At 28.5% G+C, this 15,849-nt stretch carries 19 protein-coding genes; 7 read left to right on the forward strand and 12 right to left on the reverse strand.

What is annotated here, in order from left to right:
* The first annotated feature begins 37 nt into the window (after positions 1–37).
* The gene (locus ACYPV9_RS10400; protein ID WP_459743523.1) at positions 38–1,276 is read left to right on the forward strand and encodes a DEAD/DEAH box helicase; all 1,239 of its coding nucleotides are present in this window, start codon (positions 38–40) and stop codon (positions 1,274–1,276) included.
* A 2-nt stretch (positions 1,277–1,278) separates the two neighbouring features.
* On the opposite strand, the gene ACYPV9_RS10405 is transcribed toward ACYPV9_RS10400, so the two are convergent.
* The 5 genes from ACYPV9_RS10405 to ACYPV9_RS10425 all read right to left on the reverse strand — a co-directional run bounded on the left by ACYPV9_RS10405 (position 1,279) and on the right by ACYPV9_RS10425 (position 5,354).
* Positions 1,279–2,805 (reverse strand): ATP-binding protein, encoded by a 1,527-nt coding sequence (locus tag ACYPV9_RS10405; protein ID WP_459743525.1) that lies wholly within the window; start codon positions 2,803–2,805, stop codon positions 1,279–1,281.
* A gap of 6 nt (positions 2,806–2,811) precedes the next feature.
* Entirely contained in the window at positions 2,812–3,297 is a 486-nt protein-coding gene (locus ACYPV9_RS10410) for a Rab family GTPase (protein WP_459743527.1), read from the reverse strand.
* A gap of 6 nt (positions 3,298–3,303) precedes the next feature.
* Positions 3,304–4,110, reverse strand: coding sequence for a cell envelope biogenesis protein OmpA (locus ACYPV9_RS10415; RefSeq protein ID WP_299061340.1), 807 nt, complete (start codon positions 4,108–4,110; stop codon positions 3,304–3,306).
* The gene (locus tag ACYPV9_RS10420) at positions 4,111–4,464 is read right to left on the reverse strand and encodes a hypothetical protein (RefSeq protein WP_299061343.1); all 354 of its coding nucleotides are present in this window, start codon (positions 4,462–4,464) and stop codon (positions 4,111–4,113) included.
* A 107-nt stretch (positions 4,465–4,571) separates the two neighbouring features.
* A complete protein-coding gene (locus ACYPV9_RS10425) occupies positions 4,572–5,354 on the reverse strand; it encodes an MBL fold metallo-hydrolase (RefSeq protein WP_459743530.1) in 783 nt (260 codons plus the stop codon).
* A 77-nt stretch (positions 5,355–5,431) separates the two neighbouring features.
* On the opposite strand from ACYPV9_RS10425, the gene ACYPV9_RS10430 reads away from it, so the two are divergent.
* Genes ACYPV9_RS10430 through ACYPV9_RS10445 form a run of 4 tightly spaced genes read left to right on the forward strand, consistent with a single transcriptional unit; the run spans position 5,432 to position 8,515 of the window.
* Positions 5,432–6,880 carry a nicotinate-nucleotide adenylyltransferase gene (locus ACYPV9_RS10430; protein ID WP_077808980.1) on the forward strand — a complete coding sequence of 483 codons (1,449 nt, stop codon included), beginning with the start codon at positions 5,432–5,434 and terminating at the stop codon, positions 6,878–6,880.
* 51 nt (positions 6,881–6,931) lie between these two features.
* Positions 6,932–7,480 carry an RNA polymerase sigma factor gene (locus ACYPV9_RS10435; RefSeq protein WP_459743533.1) on the forward strand — a complete coding sequence of 183 codons (549 nt, stop codon included), beginning with the start codon at positions 6,932–6,934 and terminating at the stop codon, positions 7,478–7,480.
* Positions 7,481–7,514: 34 nt separating this feature from the next.
* The gene (locus ACYPV9_RS10440; RefSeq protein ID WP_459743535.1) at positions 7,515–8,057 is read left to right on the forward strand and encodes a hypothetical protein; all 543 of its coding nucleotides are present in this window, start codon (positions 7,515–7,517) and stop codon (positions 8,055–8,057) included.
* 2 nt (positions 8,058–8,059) lie between these two features.
* The gene (locus tag ACYPV9_RS10445; RefSeq protein ID WP_299061349.1) at positions 8,060–8,515 is read left to right on the forward strand and encodes a hypothetical protein; all 456 of its coding nucleotides are present in this window, start codon (positions 8,060–8,062) and stop codon (positions 8,513–8,515) included.
* 48 nt (positions 8,516–8,563) lie between these two features.
* Here the strand turns inward: ACYPV9_RS10445 and ACYPV9_RS10450 are convergent, their stop codons facing one another.
* From ACYPV9_RS10450 to kdsB, 5 genes are all read right to left on the reverse strand, one after another.
* Positions 8,564–8,761: a hypothetical protein gene (locus tag ACYPV9_RS10450; RefSeq protein ID WP_077808976.1), complete on the reverse strand. Its 198-nt coding sequence runs from the start codon at positions 8,759–8,761 to the stop codon at positions 8,564–8,566.
* Positions 8,762–8,886: 125 nt separating this feature from the next.
* On the reverse strand, positions 8,887–9,147 hold the full coding sequence (locus tag ACYPV9_RS10455; RefSeq protein ID WP_299061351.1) for a hypothetical protein: 261 nt from the start codon (positions 9,145–9,147) through the stop codon (positions 8,887–8,889).
* 26 nt (positions 9,148–9,173) lie between these two features.
* On the reverse strand, positions 9,174–9,800 hold the full coding sequence (locus ACYPV9_RS10460) for a chloramphenicol acetyltransferase (protein WP_299061354.1): 627 nt from the start codon (positions 9,798–9,800) through the stop codon (positions 9,174–9,176).
* On the reverse strand, positions 9,797–10,489 hold the full coding sequence (locus ACYPV9_RS10465; protein WP_299061357.1) for an HAD family hydrolase: 693 nt from the start codon (positions 10,487–10,489) through the stop codon (positions 9,797–9,799). Before ACYPV9_RS10465 ends, ACYPV9_RS10460 begins: the two co-directional genes overlap by 4 nt.
* Position 10,490: 1 nt before the next feature.
* A complete protein-coding gene (gene kdsB / locus ACYPV9_RS10470) occupies positions 10,491–11,222 on the reverse strand; it encodes a 3-deoxy-manno-octulosonate cytidylyltransferase (RefSeq protein WP_299061360.1) in 732 nt (243 codons plus the stop codon).
* 102 nt (positions 11,223–11,324) lie between these two features.
* On the opposite strand from kdsB, the gene ACYPV9_RS10475 reads away from it, so the two are divergent.
* Entirely contained in the window at positions 11,325–11,492 is a 168-nt protein-coding gene (locus tag ACYPV9_RS10475; protein ID WP_459743539.1) for a lmo0937 family membrane protein, read from the forward strand.
* A 70-nt stretch (positions 11,493–11,562) separates the two neighbouring features.
* A complete protein-coding gene (locus ACYPV9_RS10480; RefSeq protein WP_299061365.1) occupies positions 11,563–12,012 on the forward strand; it encodes a DUF4199 domain-containing protein in 450 nt (149 codons plus the stop codon).
* Positions 12,013–12,065: 53 nt separating this feature from the next.
* Here the strand turns inward: ACYPV9_RS10480 and ACYPV9_RS10485 are convergent, their stop codons facing one another.
* Both ACYPV9_RS10485 and ACYPV9_RS10490 read right to left on the reverse strand, forming a co-directional pair.
* On the reverse strand, positions 12,066–12,935 hold the full coding sequence (locus ACYPV9_RS10485; RefSeq protein ID WP_299061368.1) for an OmpA family protein: 870 nt from the start codon (positions 12,933–12,935) through the stop codon (positions 12,066–12,068).
* Between the two features lie 156 nt (positions 12,936–13,091).
* The gene (locus tag ACYPV9_RS10490) at positions 13,092–15,728 is read right to left on the reverse strand and encodes a valine--tRNA ligase (RefSeq protein ID WP_459743542.1); all 2,637 of its coding nucleotides are present in this window, start codon (positions 15,726–15,728) and stop codon (positions 13,092–13,094) included.
* Positions 15,729–15,849 lie beyond the last annotated feature (121 nt).

The raw sequence follows: 15,849 nt of genomic DNA on the forward strand, positions 1-15,849 counted from the left end.
ATTTTCTTTTAAGCTACCTTTGCAAAAAAAATATTACATGCAATTTTCTAAATTTTCACTTAATAATTCAATTTTAAAGGCAGTTTCAGAAGAAAGGTTTCATACCGCAACCTTAGTTCAAGAAAAAGCTATTCCGTTAATTTTAGATAAGAAAAATGTAATCGTTTCGGCAAATACAGGTACAGGTAAAACAGCCGCATTTGCATTGCCAATTTTAGAACTCATCACTAAAGACCAAAAAAATTTAGAAACTGAAAAAAAGAAAATAAAATCTATTATTCTAACACCTACAAGAGAGTTAGCGATACAAATTCTAGAGAATTTTGAAAGTTTTGGTAAATACACAGATATTACTGCTACTGCTGTTTATGGTGGAGTTTCTTTAGATCCGCAGAAAACAAAACTAGCTACTGGTATAGATATATTAATTGCAACTCCTGGTAGATTAATTGACTTGCAAATACAAGGAAATATAGATTTGAGTAGTGTTGAAATTTTTGTTTTAGACGAAGCAGATTTAATGCTAGACATGGGTTTTATTAATGATATCAAAAAGATTGAAAACCTTTGTCCTAAGAAAAAACAAACTCTACTATTTTCTGCAACTATGCCAGAAAAAATAGTTGAATTAGCAAATTCTACCTTAAAAAACCCAATTAAAGTAGAAATACATCCTGAAGAAACAACATCTAAAAATATTGGGCAATTACTGTATTATCTTCCAAAGAAAAACAAAACAGACCTTTGTTTAAACCTATTAAGAAATACAATAAACGGAAGAATTATTATTTTTAGACGCACAAAATTTGGCGTTGACAAACTAGAAAATTCTCTATTAAAAAACGAATATAAGGTTGTAAGTATTCATGGTGATAAAACTCAAGCAAATAGGAATAAAGCTATTGAAGATTTTAAAAATAAAAAAGCACATATTTTAATAGCAACAGACGTTGCTTCTAGGGGAATTGATATTACAAATGTTGATTGTATTATTAATTTTGACATGCCAAATGTACCAGAAACTTATGTACATAGAATTGGTAGAACTGGTAGAGCTGGTAAATCTGGAATAGCATTTTCATTTTGTTCTCCAGACGAAAATGGTTATATAAAATTAATAGAAAATTTAATCGAAAGACCTATAAAAGTGGTTACCGATCATCCATATGTAATCAACAAACCAAAACATACAAAAAAACAACCTAATACAATTAGTAAAAATAAAAAAGGTAGAAAATCGGAAGCTTCTAAAAAGAAGAAAAAACGCTGGTATTAATTTTAAATTAAAGCTTTATAAATCTGCTCTTTAAACTGTTTTGCTGTATAAGGTTTACCAATTACATCTTTAAAACCAATACTTTTATAACGTAAAATATCTTCTTCTGTGGTATTTGCTGTTAGCGCTAAAAAAGGAATATTAGAGTTATCATTTGCAAATTCGTTAGACATTTGAACTAGTTTTTCGCCTGTAATATTAGGCATATGTATATCTAATAAAACGATATCAAATATGGTGTTTTTTAACATTTCTAAAGCCTCAAAACCATCTTTTGCTAAAGTTAAAGCCACGTTTTCAGATTTTAAAATATGAGAAACAATTGATTGATTTAACACATCGTCATCTGCAACTAATACTCTTTTTCCTGAAATATCTAAATTTTGAACTTTCTCTAAAATTTCATTTTGAGAATGCTTATTTTTCTGTGATTTTGTAAATGGGATTTTTACCTTAAAAATTGTACCAGAATTAAGTTTGCTTATCACAGAGATTTCTCCGGCCATTGCCAAAAGTAACTTTTTAACAATAGACAAACCAAGACCAGCGCCACCATAAACACGATTATCATCTTTATTATTTTGCTGATATTCATTAAAAATCTTAGAGGCTTGTTCTGCCGTCATTCCTCTACCAGAATCTTCTATAAGGAAATTTAAAATAACTTTATCTTTTTCATCCGAATCTACATTTAACTTTAACGAAATTACTCCTTTTTCTGTAAACTTTAAAGCATTTGATAATAAGTTGGATAAGATTTGATTGATCCGAACATCGTCACCTATCAAAATTTTTGGTACATTTTTATTAACCTCTACAACTAAAGTAACATTTGGATTTTTATTCTGAAACCTGTAATTATCAATGGCATTTTTAGCAATTTCATGAATGTTTAATTGCGCATTTACCAAATCTAGTTTTCCTGCCTCTATTCTAGATAAATCTAGTATATCATTTACTATTACTTTAAGATTTTTACCTGACAAAGACAAAAGGTTGGCATACTCTTTAACGCTATTATTTATAGTTTCATTAGAAATCATTTCAGAATAACCTAAAATAACATTTAAAGGATTTCTGATTTCATGACTCATCATTGCTAAAAATCGAGATTTTTCTTCGTTTGCCTTGTCAGCAATTTTTCGTAATCTTTCTAACTCACTATTTTTTTCTGCCAGTTCTCTTTTCACAAAGAAAATATCATTTCGATTTTGATTTAATTGATCGACGTATTTGTAGACATTTGTTCTGTTGTGAATTAAAACTGTTACAACCTCATTTTTATTAAACAACTCTAAATCGACATTAAATTCTTGATTATCTATATTGATAACCATTCCTTCTAACAGAAATGGAGTATTTTCTCCTAAAGCTTCTAATGTTCCTTCTAAAAAAGGACAGACATTAAAAATACTTTGGTTTAAATGAAATTCTGAAACTGCAAATTTACCAGCAGCGATATTTAAAATATCACCAGTAATATTGGTGGTAATTTGTATAAAAACATCTTCTATTTTTGCTGGTATCAAGTGTATTTATTTTAATGAATTTGCTGCTAATTTTAAGAATGCGTTCTCTACATTTTCATTTTCTTTTGCACTTGTAATTAAATCTATATCTAAAGCAAGTTTACTTTTAACTGTTAACAACTCATCTTCTGTAAGCAAATCTTTTTTATTACCTACAATGGTTATTTCTTTTAAACCAGATAATTCTTTTACATTACTTACGTATTCATCTAATTTTAAATACGTTTCTTCTCTGCTTAAATCGAAAACATACATAGCTGCTTTTGCACCTAAAAAATAAGCTTTGGGTATTTTTTCATCTTCACTTGTACCTGCAACATCCCAAATTAAAAGTTTAATTTCTTGATTTTCGTAGGACACAATTTTAGAACTAACCCTAACACCAATAGTACTTATGTAGTCTTCTGAGAATTGATTTAAAACAAAACGTCGAATTAAAGATGTTTTACCAACACCAAAATTACCAACTAATAAAACTTTTTTAGCAATCATTTATTGTTAATCTATTAAATGTCTTTCTATTAATACATTCAGTTTAACTTCGTCTGATAAATAATCTCTGTCTCTTAAAATAATTTCTGCCAAATTATTTACATTATCAGCCAAAACTTCTCTAAATTCATTATTAATAACTCCCGAAGTTGCAATTGCTATATAAATGGATTTAAAGTTTTTTATTGTAAGTTGAAAACTATCGAATCTAATATCTTCTAAGTTTTGATCTTCTTTAGAAAAAGCTTCTTCTGCAAATGACTTAATTGCTGTTAACATGCCAGAAACCATATCTTTATCTGCAATATTACCTCTTGTAAAATTTCCAGCAAGTAAACCTGAATCTTTTTCTATAACAAAAACTTCTTCTATTATTGGCTCAAAAACTTCTTGCAACACATCATCTGCATCACTTTTTTTCCCTTTAAAAAATCTTTTTAAGATTTCTTTCATAGAGAATTTTTCTGTAATAGTTTTGTTAATACTGTCAGACAACTTTGTTATTTCACTAACAATAGCTTTCTTAATTAGTTTACCCATAATTGGGTATAGAGCTTCTACAACTTCATCTTGCGAGTCTCTAATTTGTACTTTTATTGTTTCTGTAATGGTACTTCCAAAATAAGCTGGAAAGTTTTTACGAAGATCTTCAATTTTTTCATCGACTAAAGGGGTTACCTTTTCTGATAAACTTTCTTTTTCTAAAATTCTATTACTTAGATCAGTAAACTTATCTCTATCTTCTTCTAATAAAAGTTCTCTGAGCAACTCAAAACGATTGTCTTTCTTGTTATCTACAGTTTCTTCTTTCATCTATTCTTGCAACATCAATGCAATTTTTTCTAAAGCTTTTCCTAATTTTTTTCTATCTGCTTTTTCATCATCTAAATCTGCTAATTTCTTATCTAAATCTTCATTTAAATCTTGAAATTTATGATCCATTAAACTCTCTAAGTCTGCTAATTTATTCTCTAAATTAGCTACAGATTCTCCTAAGTTTTTTTGTGTTTCGTCTTTTAATGCTTTAATTCTGTTAAAAACATCTTCAAACTCAGAATTGTATTGCTGAATATTTTCACCAAAAATTAAGTCTCTTACTGCTGCAATTCTACTATCTTCTACTTGATTAGCTTTAGTTGCTTTGCTATTCTCTGACTTGTTTTCCATCTATATTATTAATTGCGTTGATTTATTCTGCTTGTTAAACAAAGTAAATTTCTTCACTTTTATTGCCTACATTAACAAATATACGTTAAAATATAATTATTTTAAATCTAACTTGTAATTTTTAAACCATCGTATGCCAAATGAACATTTGGTGGTAAGTTTTTAGAAACTTCTTCATGAAAACCTAATTTGTGGCTTATATGTGTAAAAAAAGTTTTTTTGGGTTTTATTTTTCTTACAAAATCTAAAGCTTCTTCTAAATTAAAGTGAGTAGGATGCGCATCTAAACGTAAAGCATTTACTATTAAAATATCTAAATTTTTAAGTTTATCTAATTCTGATTTTTCGATAGTTTTTACATCCGTTAAATAAGCAATATTCTCTATTTTATAACCTAAAATAGGTAAACTACCATGTAAAACCTGTATTGGTGTTACGGTTAAATCACCTAATCTAAAACTTTCATTATCAACAATATTTGGTTGCACACTTGGTGCACCAGGATATCTATTTTCTTTAGAAAATATATATTGAAAACGCTGTTCTAAACTTTCTAGTGTTCTTTTATTTAAAAAGATAGGCATCTCTCCTATTTTATAACAAAAAGGTCTTAAATCATCTAAACCTGCCGTATGATCTGCGTGTTCGTGGGTAAATAAAACTCCTTCTATCAATTGCACATTCTCTCTAAGCATTTGTTGTCTAAAATCTGGACCACAATCAATTACATAAGATTTTTCATCCGAGGTAATCAACACAGAAGATCGTAAGCGCTTATCTTTAACATCATTAGACAAACAAACAGGATCATTGCTTGCTATCATTGGTATACCTTGCGATGTACCTGTCCCTAAAAAAGTTATATTTAACAGTTTTTTATTAGTTTTCATTTTAACAAAAATAAGATAAAAATTTACTGATTACACACTTATTTAGTACATTTGTTGCGATAATTAAAAACGAATTTATGGCAATTTCTTTAAAAGGAGATCAAGAAATAAGTAGTGTACCAACAACTAAAAGCAAAGCGCTTAGAATTAACTTAAACTCTGATATTTACGGTACTTTTGCCGAAATAGGAGCAGGTCAAGAAACAGCGCGTAATTTTTTTAGATCTGGTGCAGCTTCTGGTACAATTGCAAAAGCAATGAGTGCATATGATAAAGATTTTTCTGATGCTATTTATGGTATCGAAGAAGATAAACGTTATGTTACGCAACCTCGTTTAAAGAAAATGTTACGTCACGAAATCGATTTAATGGAAGATCGATTAAGTAGATCTAAACATCCAGATAAATTATTTTTTAGTTATGCAAACACTGTAACAACTATAGATTTTGCAAAGAAATTTAAAGGTCATGGTTGGGTCGGAATCCGTTTTCAATTAGATCCTTTAGAAGGTTATAATGAAATTATTTTGCACTTACGTTTTAAAGAAACAGATGCTCGTTTACAGCAAGAAACTTTAGGTATTTTAGGTGTAAACTTAATTTATGGTGCTTTTTACTTAAATGATAATCCGAAGGAATTGGTAAAATCTTTTTACCATAACTTAAGTAACGATCAATTAGAAATTGATATGATTAATTTCTCTGGACCTCGATTTATGTATGTTGATAATCGCTTAATGAGTTTACAGCTACTTAAAAACGGTATGACAAATGCAGTAATGTTTGGCCCCGACGGAAACAATTTATTACCAGCACAAGTATTATACAAAAAGAATATTTTAGCCTTAAGAGGTAGTTTTAGACCGGTTACTAAGGTAAATATGGATATGTTTGAGAAGTCGAAAAAACTTTTCTTCGAAGAAAATAAAGTTGAAGAAAGTAAAACACAAGTTATTTTCGAAATTACCTTAAGTAATTTAAGTGCAGAAGGTAAAATTAACGAAAGAGACTTTTTAGACAGAGCAGAACTACTTTGTTCATTAGGCCAAAATGTAATGATTACTAGTTTTCAGCAATACTTTAAATTGGTAGAATACTTTAGCGAATTTACCAAAGAAAGAATGGGGTTAACTATGGGAGTTCAAAACTTAATTCAAATTTTTGATGAGAAATACTACAGAAATTTAAGTGGTGGAATTTTAGAAGCATTCGGTAAACTTTTCTATAGAGATTTAAAAGTTTACATGTATCCATATCACGATCAAGCATCAGGAGAATACATTACCAGCGAGAATTTAAAAGTGCACCCAAGAATGAAAGAATTATTTAAATTCTTTAAGCACAATGGTAAAGTTGTAGATATTGATGACTTTGATAAAGAAATTTTAGATATTTTTTCTCGTACTGTTTTAAAAATGATTTTAGACGGTAAAAAAGGATGGGAAGAAATGTTACCAGAAGGAATACCAGAAATAATTAAGCAAAAAAGGTTGTTTGGTTACTCTAGATCTAGAATAGATAAATAAGCTAGATTAAACCTTTTGTATAAAATTTTGTCTTACTAAAAAACAACCCAATTGAAAGACGAAATTGTTTTAATAGAACAACTTAAAAATGTTGCCACTAGAGAAGCTGCTTTTAGAGAATTAATAAAACTCTACAAAGAACGCTTGTATTGGCATATTCGTAAAATTGTAGTTTCGCATGATGATGCAGACGACGTTTTACAAAACACATTTATAAAGGTTTACAAAAACATCGATAAATTTAACCAAGAAAGTAAGTTGTTTTCTTGGATGTACAGAATTGCCACAAACGAGTCTATAACATTTATTAATAAACGTGCAAAAGACAGAAATGTAGATATTTCTGAAATGCACGAACAATTAGCATCTAGTTTAGAAAGCGATGTGTATTTTTCTGGTGATGAAATTCAGATTATACTTCAAAAAGCAATTGCTACGCTACCACAAAAGCAGCAACTTGTATTCAACATGAAATATTTTGATGAAATAAAATATAATGAAATGTCGGAAATTTTAGAAACCTCTGTTGGAGCTCTTAAATCTTCTTATTTTCATGCAGTTAAAAAAATAGAAAGCTATATAAAAAATCAAACAGATTAAACCTTTTGTAAAAAATTGTGTCTAAATAATAATTATGGAAAACAACATTAAAAATAGCGAAGATTTTTTAAAATCAGTAATTAAAAAAAATACTGGTTTATCTGCTCCCAAAAATTATTTTGAGAATGCAGAAGATAAATTCTCTGCCTTTCTTAAAGAAGAAAAATTTCCGAAAGAAAACGGTTTTTCTATACCTAACAATTATTTTGATGCATTAGAAGATTCAATCTTAAACAAAGTAAATACCCCTAAAAAAGGTAAAGTAATCTCTTTAAAGGATAGAATTATTAAGTTTATACCAGTTGCAGCAGCTGCTTGTGTGGCCTTATTTTTAAGCATCAATTTTTATAATAATTTTAAAACTGATGAAATCAATTTTGACTCTTTAGCAGAAGTAGATATAGAAAATTGGGTAATTGAAAATGCTAGTGATATTTCTGATGAAGATTTTGCAACCTTAATTCATAATGAAGTAAATAATGAAAATGACTTTGCATTTGCAAGTTTAAACAATACAGACATAGAAAACTATATTATAGATTCTGACAACACATCTTTATTAAACGAAAACTATTAATAATGAAAAAATACATCTTACTTTTAACAATAGTACTTACTTCTTTTAGCAGTATGGCACAGCATACAAAAGAAAGTAGAAAAAAAATTAAAGCTTTAAAAACAGCTTATTTAACACAAGAATTACAACTTACCTCTAGTGAGGCAGAAAAATTTTGGCCTTTATACAACAAACACGAAGAAAACATAGATTTTCTTAGAAGTAAAGGTCGTTTAGAGTATAAGAAAAAGATAAAAGAAGCTGGTGATTTAAATAAATTAGAAGAGTCTGATGCAAAAAAATTAGTTTTATTAAGACTTGAGCTAGAGAATAAAATGGCCTCAGAAAAAGAAGATTTTAACACAAAGGTTTCTAAGTTTTTATCTTATAGAAAAATTATGAAGCTACATATTTCTGAAAGGGAGTTTGCTAAAAAGCTAATGAGAAAATATGGCAGAGGAAGAAGTAAAAACGAATAGTAAAAGTAAAAACTTTATAAAAAAAAGAGGCTTTAAAGCCTCTTTTTTTTATTTCTTAAGTAAATTCATACATATAAGTAGTTCTGGTTTATTTGCTGTAAAACCTCTTAACCAAATTACAAGTTCGTTAATTTCGTACGGTAATAGTCTGTCTAAACTTTTTTGTAATTCTTTACAAAAAAGATCTGAATTAAAGCTAACTTTTTTTAAAACCGTTTTCGTATATTCAAACATTGCTCTAGCCATAATTTAATAATATTTAAAGTTTTAACGTTAATAATTCATTTTTAGTATAACTAACCAAATTTAATAAAAAAACCACCAACATAAATGTTGATGGTTGTTAAAAAATATCTAAAAATATTTTAAGATTAAATCTTATTTATTTTAGCAATTAATTCGTTAGCTCTTGTTTCTAACTCTGCACTTACTTGCTTGTAATGTGCTTTTTTGTTTTCTACACCTTTAGCGTTAATTTTTCCAATTAAATCGTCGAAAGTGTTTATAGTTTCATCTATAACTGCCTCTACTTCTTTATTCTCTCCTTTAAGATCAACTTTTTCAGAAGCGTATCCAATAATATCTCCTAAAGTATAGTTAATATCTTTTTTTAAGTTTTTTATGCTTGCCATAATTTATTTATTTTAAAGATGCAAAGTTAATTGTTTTTATCTAATTGACTCTGAAATTCTTCAAAAAATAAACCAATATGATAACCATCTACCAAAGCATGATTTACAGAAATAGCAACCGGCATTTTTATTTGATTATTTTCTGAGAATGTTTTACCAAATGCTAATTTAGGAATGCTTTCATTTTTAACCCCAGAAACTGGTTCTTTTTGACTTGTAAAAGAAAACCAAGGCAACGCAGAACAGTAGATACAATCATCTGAATTTATTGGAGGAAACAATTCTTGTGAATTTAAAATTCTTTCCTTTTCCTTTTGAAAATTTTCATTAAAATTATCAAATTTTTTATCAAAATAAATATAAGAAAAACCAAATGTATGATCTTCTCTAGCTATTGTTGCGGATGCATTTATTACATCATGAATAGCAATTTTATCTTCTTGAATTCTATATTTAAAATTTTCAATAGAATTTAACGCGACTAAACATGCGTGCAAATACATTGCAAAAAAAGAAGCTTTTTTTTCTTTAGACAATTTTAAGGTATTTGTAACATCAACATTTACTGTTACCGAAAAAAAAGGATCTTCTAAACTCTTAAAGTGTTGATAATGTTGTTTCCTATTCCAAGAATCTATATCTAAATACTTCATAAAAACTTTTGTATGTCTGTAATTTTAGAGATTGTTTTGTAGCTTGCATCATTTGCCTCTTCTGTTGTAACTTCTTCATGCGCCCAAGTTGTGTGAAAAGGTATATGAATTGCAGATGCACCTAGAGCAACTAGTGGCAAAACATCAGACTTTAAAGAATTACCAATCATTAATAATTCTGATGGTTCAATTTCTAAATGTTTTATCAATTTTAAATAATCTTTCTCTTTTTTATCGCTCATCACTTCAATATGATGAAAATATTTTAGAAGATTAGATTTTTCTAATTTTTTCTCTTGATCTAATAAATCTCCTTTTGTTGCAACTATCAATTTATACTTACCTTGTAAATTACTTAAAACCTCTTCTACTCCGTCTAATAATTCAATAGGTTGCGCCAGCATTTCTTTACCAATATTCAATATTTTTTCTATGGATTTTTGTGGCAATTTATAATTAGATAATTCTAATGCACATTCTACCATAGATAAAACGAAGCCTTTTATTCCGTAACCATAAATTTCAAGATTTTTAATTTCTGTTTTAAAAAGCTCTTGATCTATTTTATTTTTAGTTTCGTATTTAGATATTAATTCAGCAAAAGTTTCTTCTGCTTCTCTAAAATAAGTTTCGTTTACCCATAAAGTATCATCCGCATCAAAAGCAATAACTTTAATATTTTTAAACATATTACAGGTTTAAGTATTTTTTAGCTTTTTCTAAATCTTCTGGTGTATCTATACCAACCGCTTCTACAGAAGTTTCTACCATTTTTATTTTTTTTCCAATTTCTTGATATCTAATAGCTTCAATTTTTTCTGATGCTTCTAAAGGCGTCATTGGTGTGTTGTAAAAATCTAATAAAGCTTGTTTTCTAAAAGCATAAACACCTTTATGTTTATAATATTTAACGTTGATATTTTTATCTCGATGATATGGTATAACACTTCTAGAAAAATAAATAGCCAAATTATTTACATCTGTAATAACTTTAACGTTATTTGGATTTTCGATATCCTCTTTATTAGTAATTTCTACTTTAAGAGAGGCCAAATCTATTTCTTTTTTTAAATCTTTCTTAAATACATCTACTAATTTCTCTAGTGATAGTTTATCAATAAAAGGTTCGTCGCCTTGCACATTTATCACAATATCTGCATCTAAAAACTCTACAGCTTCTGCAATTCTATCAGAGCCACATTCGTGCTCTTTTTTACTCATAATTACGTTACCGTTAGCGTTAGTAATACTTTCTTTAATTATATCTGAATCTGTTACAACATAAACCTCGTCAAATAAATTTGTATTTAAAGCAGCTTCATATGTTCTTAAAATTACCGTTTTACCACCTAAATCTTTCATTAATTTACCCGGAAATCGAGAAGCACTATAACGTGCAGGAATCATTGCAATTACTTTCATAAATAGCTTTTTATATGCATCAAAGATAATATTTAAATGGATAGCGTTAAACTACACTATACAATTTTTATAATTTTGAGTGAACAAAAAAAATTAATTATCATGAGAAGTATTTTGTGGCTTGTAGCCGTAATTTTTATTATTATTTGGGCATTAGGTGTTTTAGGTATTGTACCAGAAATTGCAACTAGCAGTTTAATACATACATTATTAGTAATTGCAGTTATTGTAATTCTGTATAATATTATTTCTGGTAGAAAACCACTGTAATGTCTCTTTATATATTATAAAAATTAAGTAAGAGTTTCAGAAGAAATTATGAATATAAAAACAAGATAAGATGACAACAGATAAAATTATTATTAAAAACGCATTGCTAATTACATTTTTAATTGGTGGATTTTTTCTACTATGTAAATTAGTTGGATTAGAAGAAAACCCATATTTAAGATTTTTAAATTTAGCTTTTGTATTATTTGGTATATACTTAGCTATTAAAGAAAGTGTATATAAAAATAACGAAACTAAGTACACAACCAATTTAGGTATTGGTATTAGAACTTCTGTTATTGCCGTAATTCTTTCTATTGTTGGTGTCGTAATTTATGTACAATTTATAAATCCTGATTTTCTTACAGTAATGAACAACTCTTTTTTAATTGGTGGTAATTTAACGTTGCCAGAAGTAGTAATTACTTTATTAATCGAAGGTATGGCATCATCATTTATAGGTTCTTTTATTATAATGCAGTTTTACAAAAACCACGATAAAGAGAATTTAAACAAATAAAAAAAACTCCCAGTTGGGAGTTTTTTTTTTGGGGAATATATTATTTTAAAATGTTATTCTGCTAATGCTTCATCTGTAGCTATCATTGCAAAAAACTTATCTAAATTTGGCAGAATTACAATTCTAGTTCTCCTATTTTTTGCTCTGTTTTCTCTTGTACTATTTTCTACTAAAGGCATTGTAGAACCTCTACCAGATGCAATTAACCTACTACCATCTACATTGTATTTATTTTCTAACAATCTTACAATAGATGTAGATCTTTTAACACTCAAATCCCAATTATCTTGCACAGAAGCATTGTTAATAGTTCTAGAGTCTGTATGACCTTCTATCATCACATCCATACTTGGTTCAGATTTAATAACATTAGCTAACTTCTCTATTAAACTGTAAGCACCTTTTTTTACTCTATAACTTGCCGTGTTAAATAATAATTTATCTGATACAGAAATCATAACAACTGTTTGATCAATATCTATATTTATATCATCTGTGTTGCTAAGGTCAGAAGTGTTCATCTTATTCTTTAAATTATAAGATATCGCTAAGTTTAAAGAATCTTTTAGAGTCTTAGCTTCGGCTAAATCTGCTGCATCTACTTTTGCAAGCGTTTCTCTCATTCTTTCTCTAGTCTTATTAGAAATTACGGCAGCTTTGCCAACCATATCTAATTTAATGTCATTATCGTTTTTTAAAGTAACATTGTCACTTTTTAAAGAGTTAATTTTATCATTATAATTCGCAACTCTTTTTTCAATTTTAGCAAACCTACCTTCTAAAGCTTCTTTTTCTAGTGTAGTTTTTTGAAGATTTCCTTTCGTGTCTATGTATTGACTTTCTAAAGCAGCGTATTTCTTTTTAGACACACATGATGTTGCCAATAAAGACAACGCAACAACTGGAATAATAAGTTTTTTCATAATTTTAAGTTTTATTAATAGTTATCCTTTAAACCAACAATTTTTCGAATTAGTATAACTCTAATTGTATTTTATAACTTTTTAACTTAAAATGTTAAAAAAACCATAATAACTTAATATTATGGTTTTTTAGAAAAATTAAAATGTATGTAAGTGTTATTTAAGCGAACTTAAGCTACTTTTTATAGTTTCTATTTTAGCTATAGTATCTGCTTCTTTTTTACGTTCTAAAGTAATTACTTGTTCTGGTGCATTTGCCACAAAACGTTCGTTAGAAAGCTTTTTGTTTATACCGAACAAGAAACCTTCTGCTCTTTTTAATTCGGCTTCTAGCTTTTTAATTTCGGCTTCTACATCTATATTTTCTATAGAAATTGGCACAAAATATTCGTTAGATTTTACTCTAAATGAAGCACCCTCTACTTTTTCTGAAACATAATTTATTGCTGATGTATTTGTTAATTTCTGAATAACTGCATCAAATTCTTTAGAGCTTTTATCATTATCAATTACAAATAATTCTACAGCATCTTTAAATGAAATGTTCTTGTCTTTTCTAATTGTTCTAATTCCTGAAACTACATCTGTAGCAAAATCGAAATTGGTAATTATTTGCGTATCAAATTCTTTAATTAGAGGATATTTAGCAATTACCAATGCTTCTTCAGATGATCTTTCTGTAATATGTTGCCATATTTCTTCTGTTAAAAATGGCATAAACGGATGCAATACTTTTAAGTTATTTTCTAAAACTTCTATAATTGCATCAAACGTTGTTTTGTCAATTGGTTGCTGATATGCAGGTTTTACAATTTCTAATAACCATGAAGAAAAATCATCGTTTATTAACTTGTAAATTGCCATTAAAGCATCAGACAATCTGTATTTAGAAAAATGATCTTCTATTTCTGCCAACGTTTTCTGAAACTTAGCTTCGTACCAAATTAAACCAATTTGAGAAGTTTTTGGCTGTGGTAAACTTGCGTCTACTTCCCAACCTTTTATCAAACGAAAAGCATTCCAAATTTTGTTTGCAAATCCTTTTCCTTGCTGACATAGATCTTCATCAAACATTAAGTCGTTACCAGCAGCAGAACTTAATAAAAGTCCAACTCTTACTCCGTCTGCACCATAATCATCAATTAGTTTAAGTGCATCAGGCGAGTTCCCTAGAGATTTAGACATTTTACGTCTTTGTTTATCTCTAACTAAACCAGTTAAGTATACGTTATTAAAGGGTTTTTCATCTTTATATTCATACCCCGCAACAATCATTCTAGCAACCCAGAAAAATAAAATATCTGGCCCAGTAACTAAATCGTTTGTTGGATAATAATATTTAATTTCTTCGTTCTCTGGATTTCTAATTCCGTCGAAAACAGACATTGGCCATAACCAAGAAGAAAACCAAGTATCTAAAGCATCTTCATCTTGTTTTAAATCTGACACCGACAACGAAGCATTTCCTGTCTTTTCTTTAGCTAAAACTAAAGCATCTTCAATGTTTTCTGCTACAACAAAATCTTCTTTTCCGTCTCCGTAGAAAAAAGCAGGAATTTGTTGTCCCCACCAAAGTTGACGAGAAATATTCCAATCTCGCACATTTTCCATCCAATGACGGTAAGTATTTTCGAATTTCTTCGGATATAAGTTGATATCAGTATCATCACCTAAAACCGCTTTAATTGCAGGTTTAGCCAATTCTTCCATCTTTAAAAACCATTGATCTGACAATCTAGGTTCGATAACCGCTTTTGTTCTTTCTGATGTACCAACTTTGTTTGTATGAACTTCTGTTTTTACTAAAATTCCTTTTTCTGATAATTCTTTAGCAATTTCTTTACGAACAACAAATCTATCTTTACCTTGATAATGTAATCCGAAAGAGTTTAAAGAGGCATCGTCATTAAAAATATCGATAACTTCTAAATTATGTTTATCTCCTAAATTCTTATCATTTTCATCGTGTGCAGGTGTAACTTTTAAACAACCAGTACCAAATTCTAAATCTACATATTCATCTTCTATAATCGGAATAATTCTTCCGCAAAGTGGCACAATTGCTTTTTTACCTTTTAAATGCGTAAAACGCTCATCATTTGGGTTGATACAAATTGCTGTATCTCCAAAAATAGTTTCTGGCCTTGTGGTTGCTATTGTTAAAGTATCAGTAGAACCTTCTATTTTATATTCTAAATAATAAAGATTTCCTTGTCTTTCTTCGTGTATTACTTCTTCATCAGAAAGTGTAGTTTTGGCTTCTGGATCCCAGTTTACCATTCTGTAACCTCTGTAAATTAAACCTTTGTTATATAAATCAACAAAAACTTTAATAACAGATTCAGACATCTCTGGATCCATTGTAAAAGCAGTTCTTTCCCAATCACAAGAAGCACCTAACTTCTTTAATTGTTCTAAAATAATTCCGCCATATTCATCTTTCCAATCAAAAGCGTGTTGTAAGAATTCTTCACGAGTTAAATCGCTTTTTTTAATTCCTTGCTCTTTTAATTTAGCAACAACTTTTGCTTCTGTTGCAATAGATGCATGATCTGTACCAGGTACCCAACAAGCATTTTTGCCTAATAAACGTGCACGTCTAATTAAAACATCTTGTATCGTATTATTTAGCATGTGCCCCATATGTAATACTCCCGTTACGTTTGGTGGCGGAATCACAATTGTGTAAGGCTCTCTTTCATCTGGCGTTGAATGAAAATAATTATTTTTCATCCAGTAATCGTACCATTTATCTTCTACTTGTTTTGCATCGTATTTAGATGGAATTGTCATACTTTGGTATCCTTTTTGATATATAATTTACAAAAATACAATTATCTATTTTGTAGAGAAAATTAGTGGTTGATTTTTTAAAACAAATTATTAAGCTTAATTTTACACTTTAAAATATTAA

The sequence above is a fragment of the Polaribacter sp. OB-PA-B3 genome, from assembly GCF_054589375.1.

What these genes read in the sequence shown, in the direction of transcription:
- ACYPV9_RS10440 (WP_459743535.1), top strand. Translation starts at nt 7,515, where the DNA reads ATGGAAAACAACATTAAAAATAGCGAAGATTTTTTAAAATCAGTAATT.
- ACYPV9_RS10475 (WP_459743539.1), top strand. Translation starts at nt 11,325, where the DNA reads ATGAGAAGTATTTTGTGGCTTGTAGCCGTAATTTTTATTATTATTTGG.
- ACYPV9_RS10455 (WP_299061351.1), bottom strand. Translation starts at nt 9,147, where the DNA reads ATGGCAAGCATAAAAAACTTAAAAAAAGATATTAACTATACTTTAGGA.
- ACYPV9_RS10415 (WP_299061340.1), bottom strand. Translation starts at nt 4,110, where the DNA reads ATGAAAGAAGAAACTGTAGATAACAAGAAAGACAATCGTTTTGAGTTG.
- ACYPV9_RS10485 (WP_299061368.1), bottom strand. Translation starts at nt 12,935, where the DNA reads ATGAAAAAACTTATTATTCCAGTTGTTGCGTTGTCTTTATTGGCAACA.
- ACYPV9_RS10445 (WP_299061349.1), top strand. Translation starts at nt 8,060, where the DNA reads ATGAAAAAATACATCTTACTTTTAACAATAGTACTTACTTCTTTTAGC.
- ACYPV9_RS10450 (WP_077808976.1), bottom strand. Translation starts at nt 8,761, where the DNA reads ATGGCTAGAGCAATGTTTGAATATACGAAAACGGTTTTAAAAAAAGTT.
- ACYPV9_RS10480 (WP_299061365.1), top strand. Translation starts at nt 11,563, where the DNA reads ATGACAACAGATAAAATTATTATTAAAAACGCATTGCTAATTACATTT.
- ACYPV9_RS10425 (WP_459743530.1), bottom strand. Translation starts at nt 5,354, where the DNA reads ATGAAAACTAATAAAAAACTGTTAAATATAACTTTTTTAGGGACAGGT.
- ACYPV9_RS10420 (WP_299061343.1), bottom strand. Translation starts at nt 4,464, where the DNA reads ATGGAAAACAAGTCAGAGAATAGCAAAGCAACTAAAGCTAATCAAGTA.
- ACYPV9_RS10400 (WP_459743523.1), top strand. Translation starts at nt 38, where the DNA reads ATGCAATTTTCTAAATTTTCACTTAATAATTCAATTTTAAAGGCAGTT.
- ACYPV9_RS10460 (WP_299061354.1), bottom strand. Translation starts at nt 9,800, where the DNA reads ATGAAGTATTTAGATATAGATTCTTGGAATAGGAAACAACATTATCAA.
- ACYPV9_RS10490 (WP_459743542.1), bottom strand. Translation starts at nt 15,728, where the DNA reads ATGACAATTCCATCTAAATACGATGCAAAACAAGTAGAAGATAAATGG.
- ACYPV9_RS10430 (WP_077808980.1), top strand. Translation starts at nt 5,432, where the DNA reads ATGGCAATTTCTTTAAAAGGAGATCAAGAAATAAGTAGTGTACCAACA.
- kdsB (WP_299061360.1), bottom strand. Translation starts at nt 11,222, where the DNA reads ATGAAAGTAATTGCAATGATTCCTGCACGTTATAGTGCTTCTCGATTT.
- ACYPV9_RS10465 (WP_299061357.1), bottom strand. Translation starts at nt 10,489, where the DNA reads ATGTTTAAAAATATTAAAGTTATTGCTTTTGATGCGGATGATACTTTA.
- ACYPV9_RS10410 (WP_459743527.1), bottom strand. Translation starts at nt 3,297, where the DNA reads ATGATTGCTAAAAAAGTTTTATTAGTTGGTAATTTTGGTGTTGGTAAA.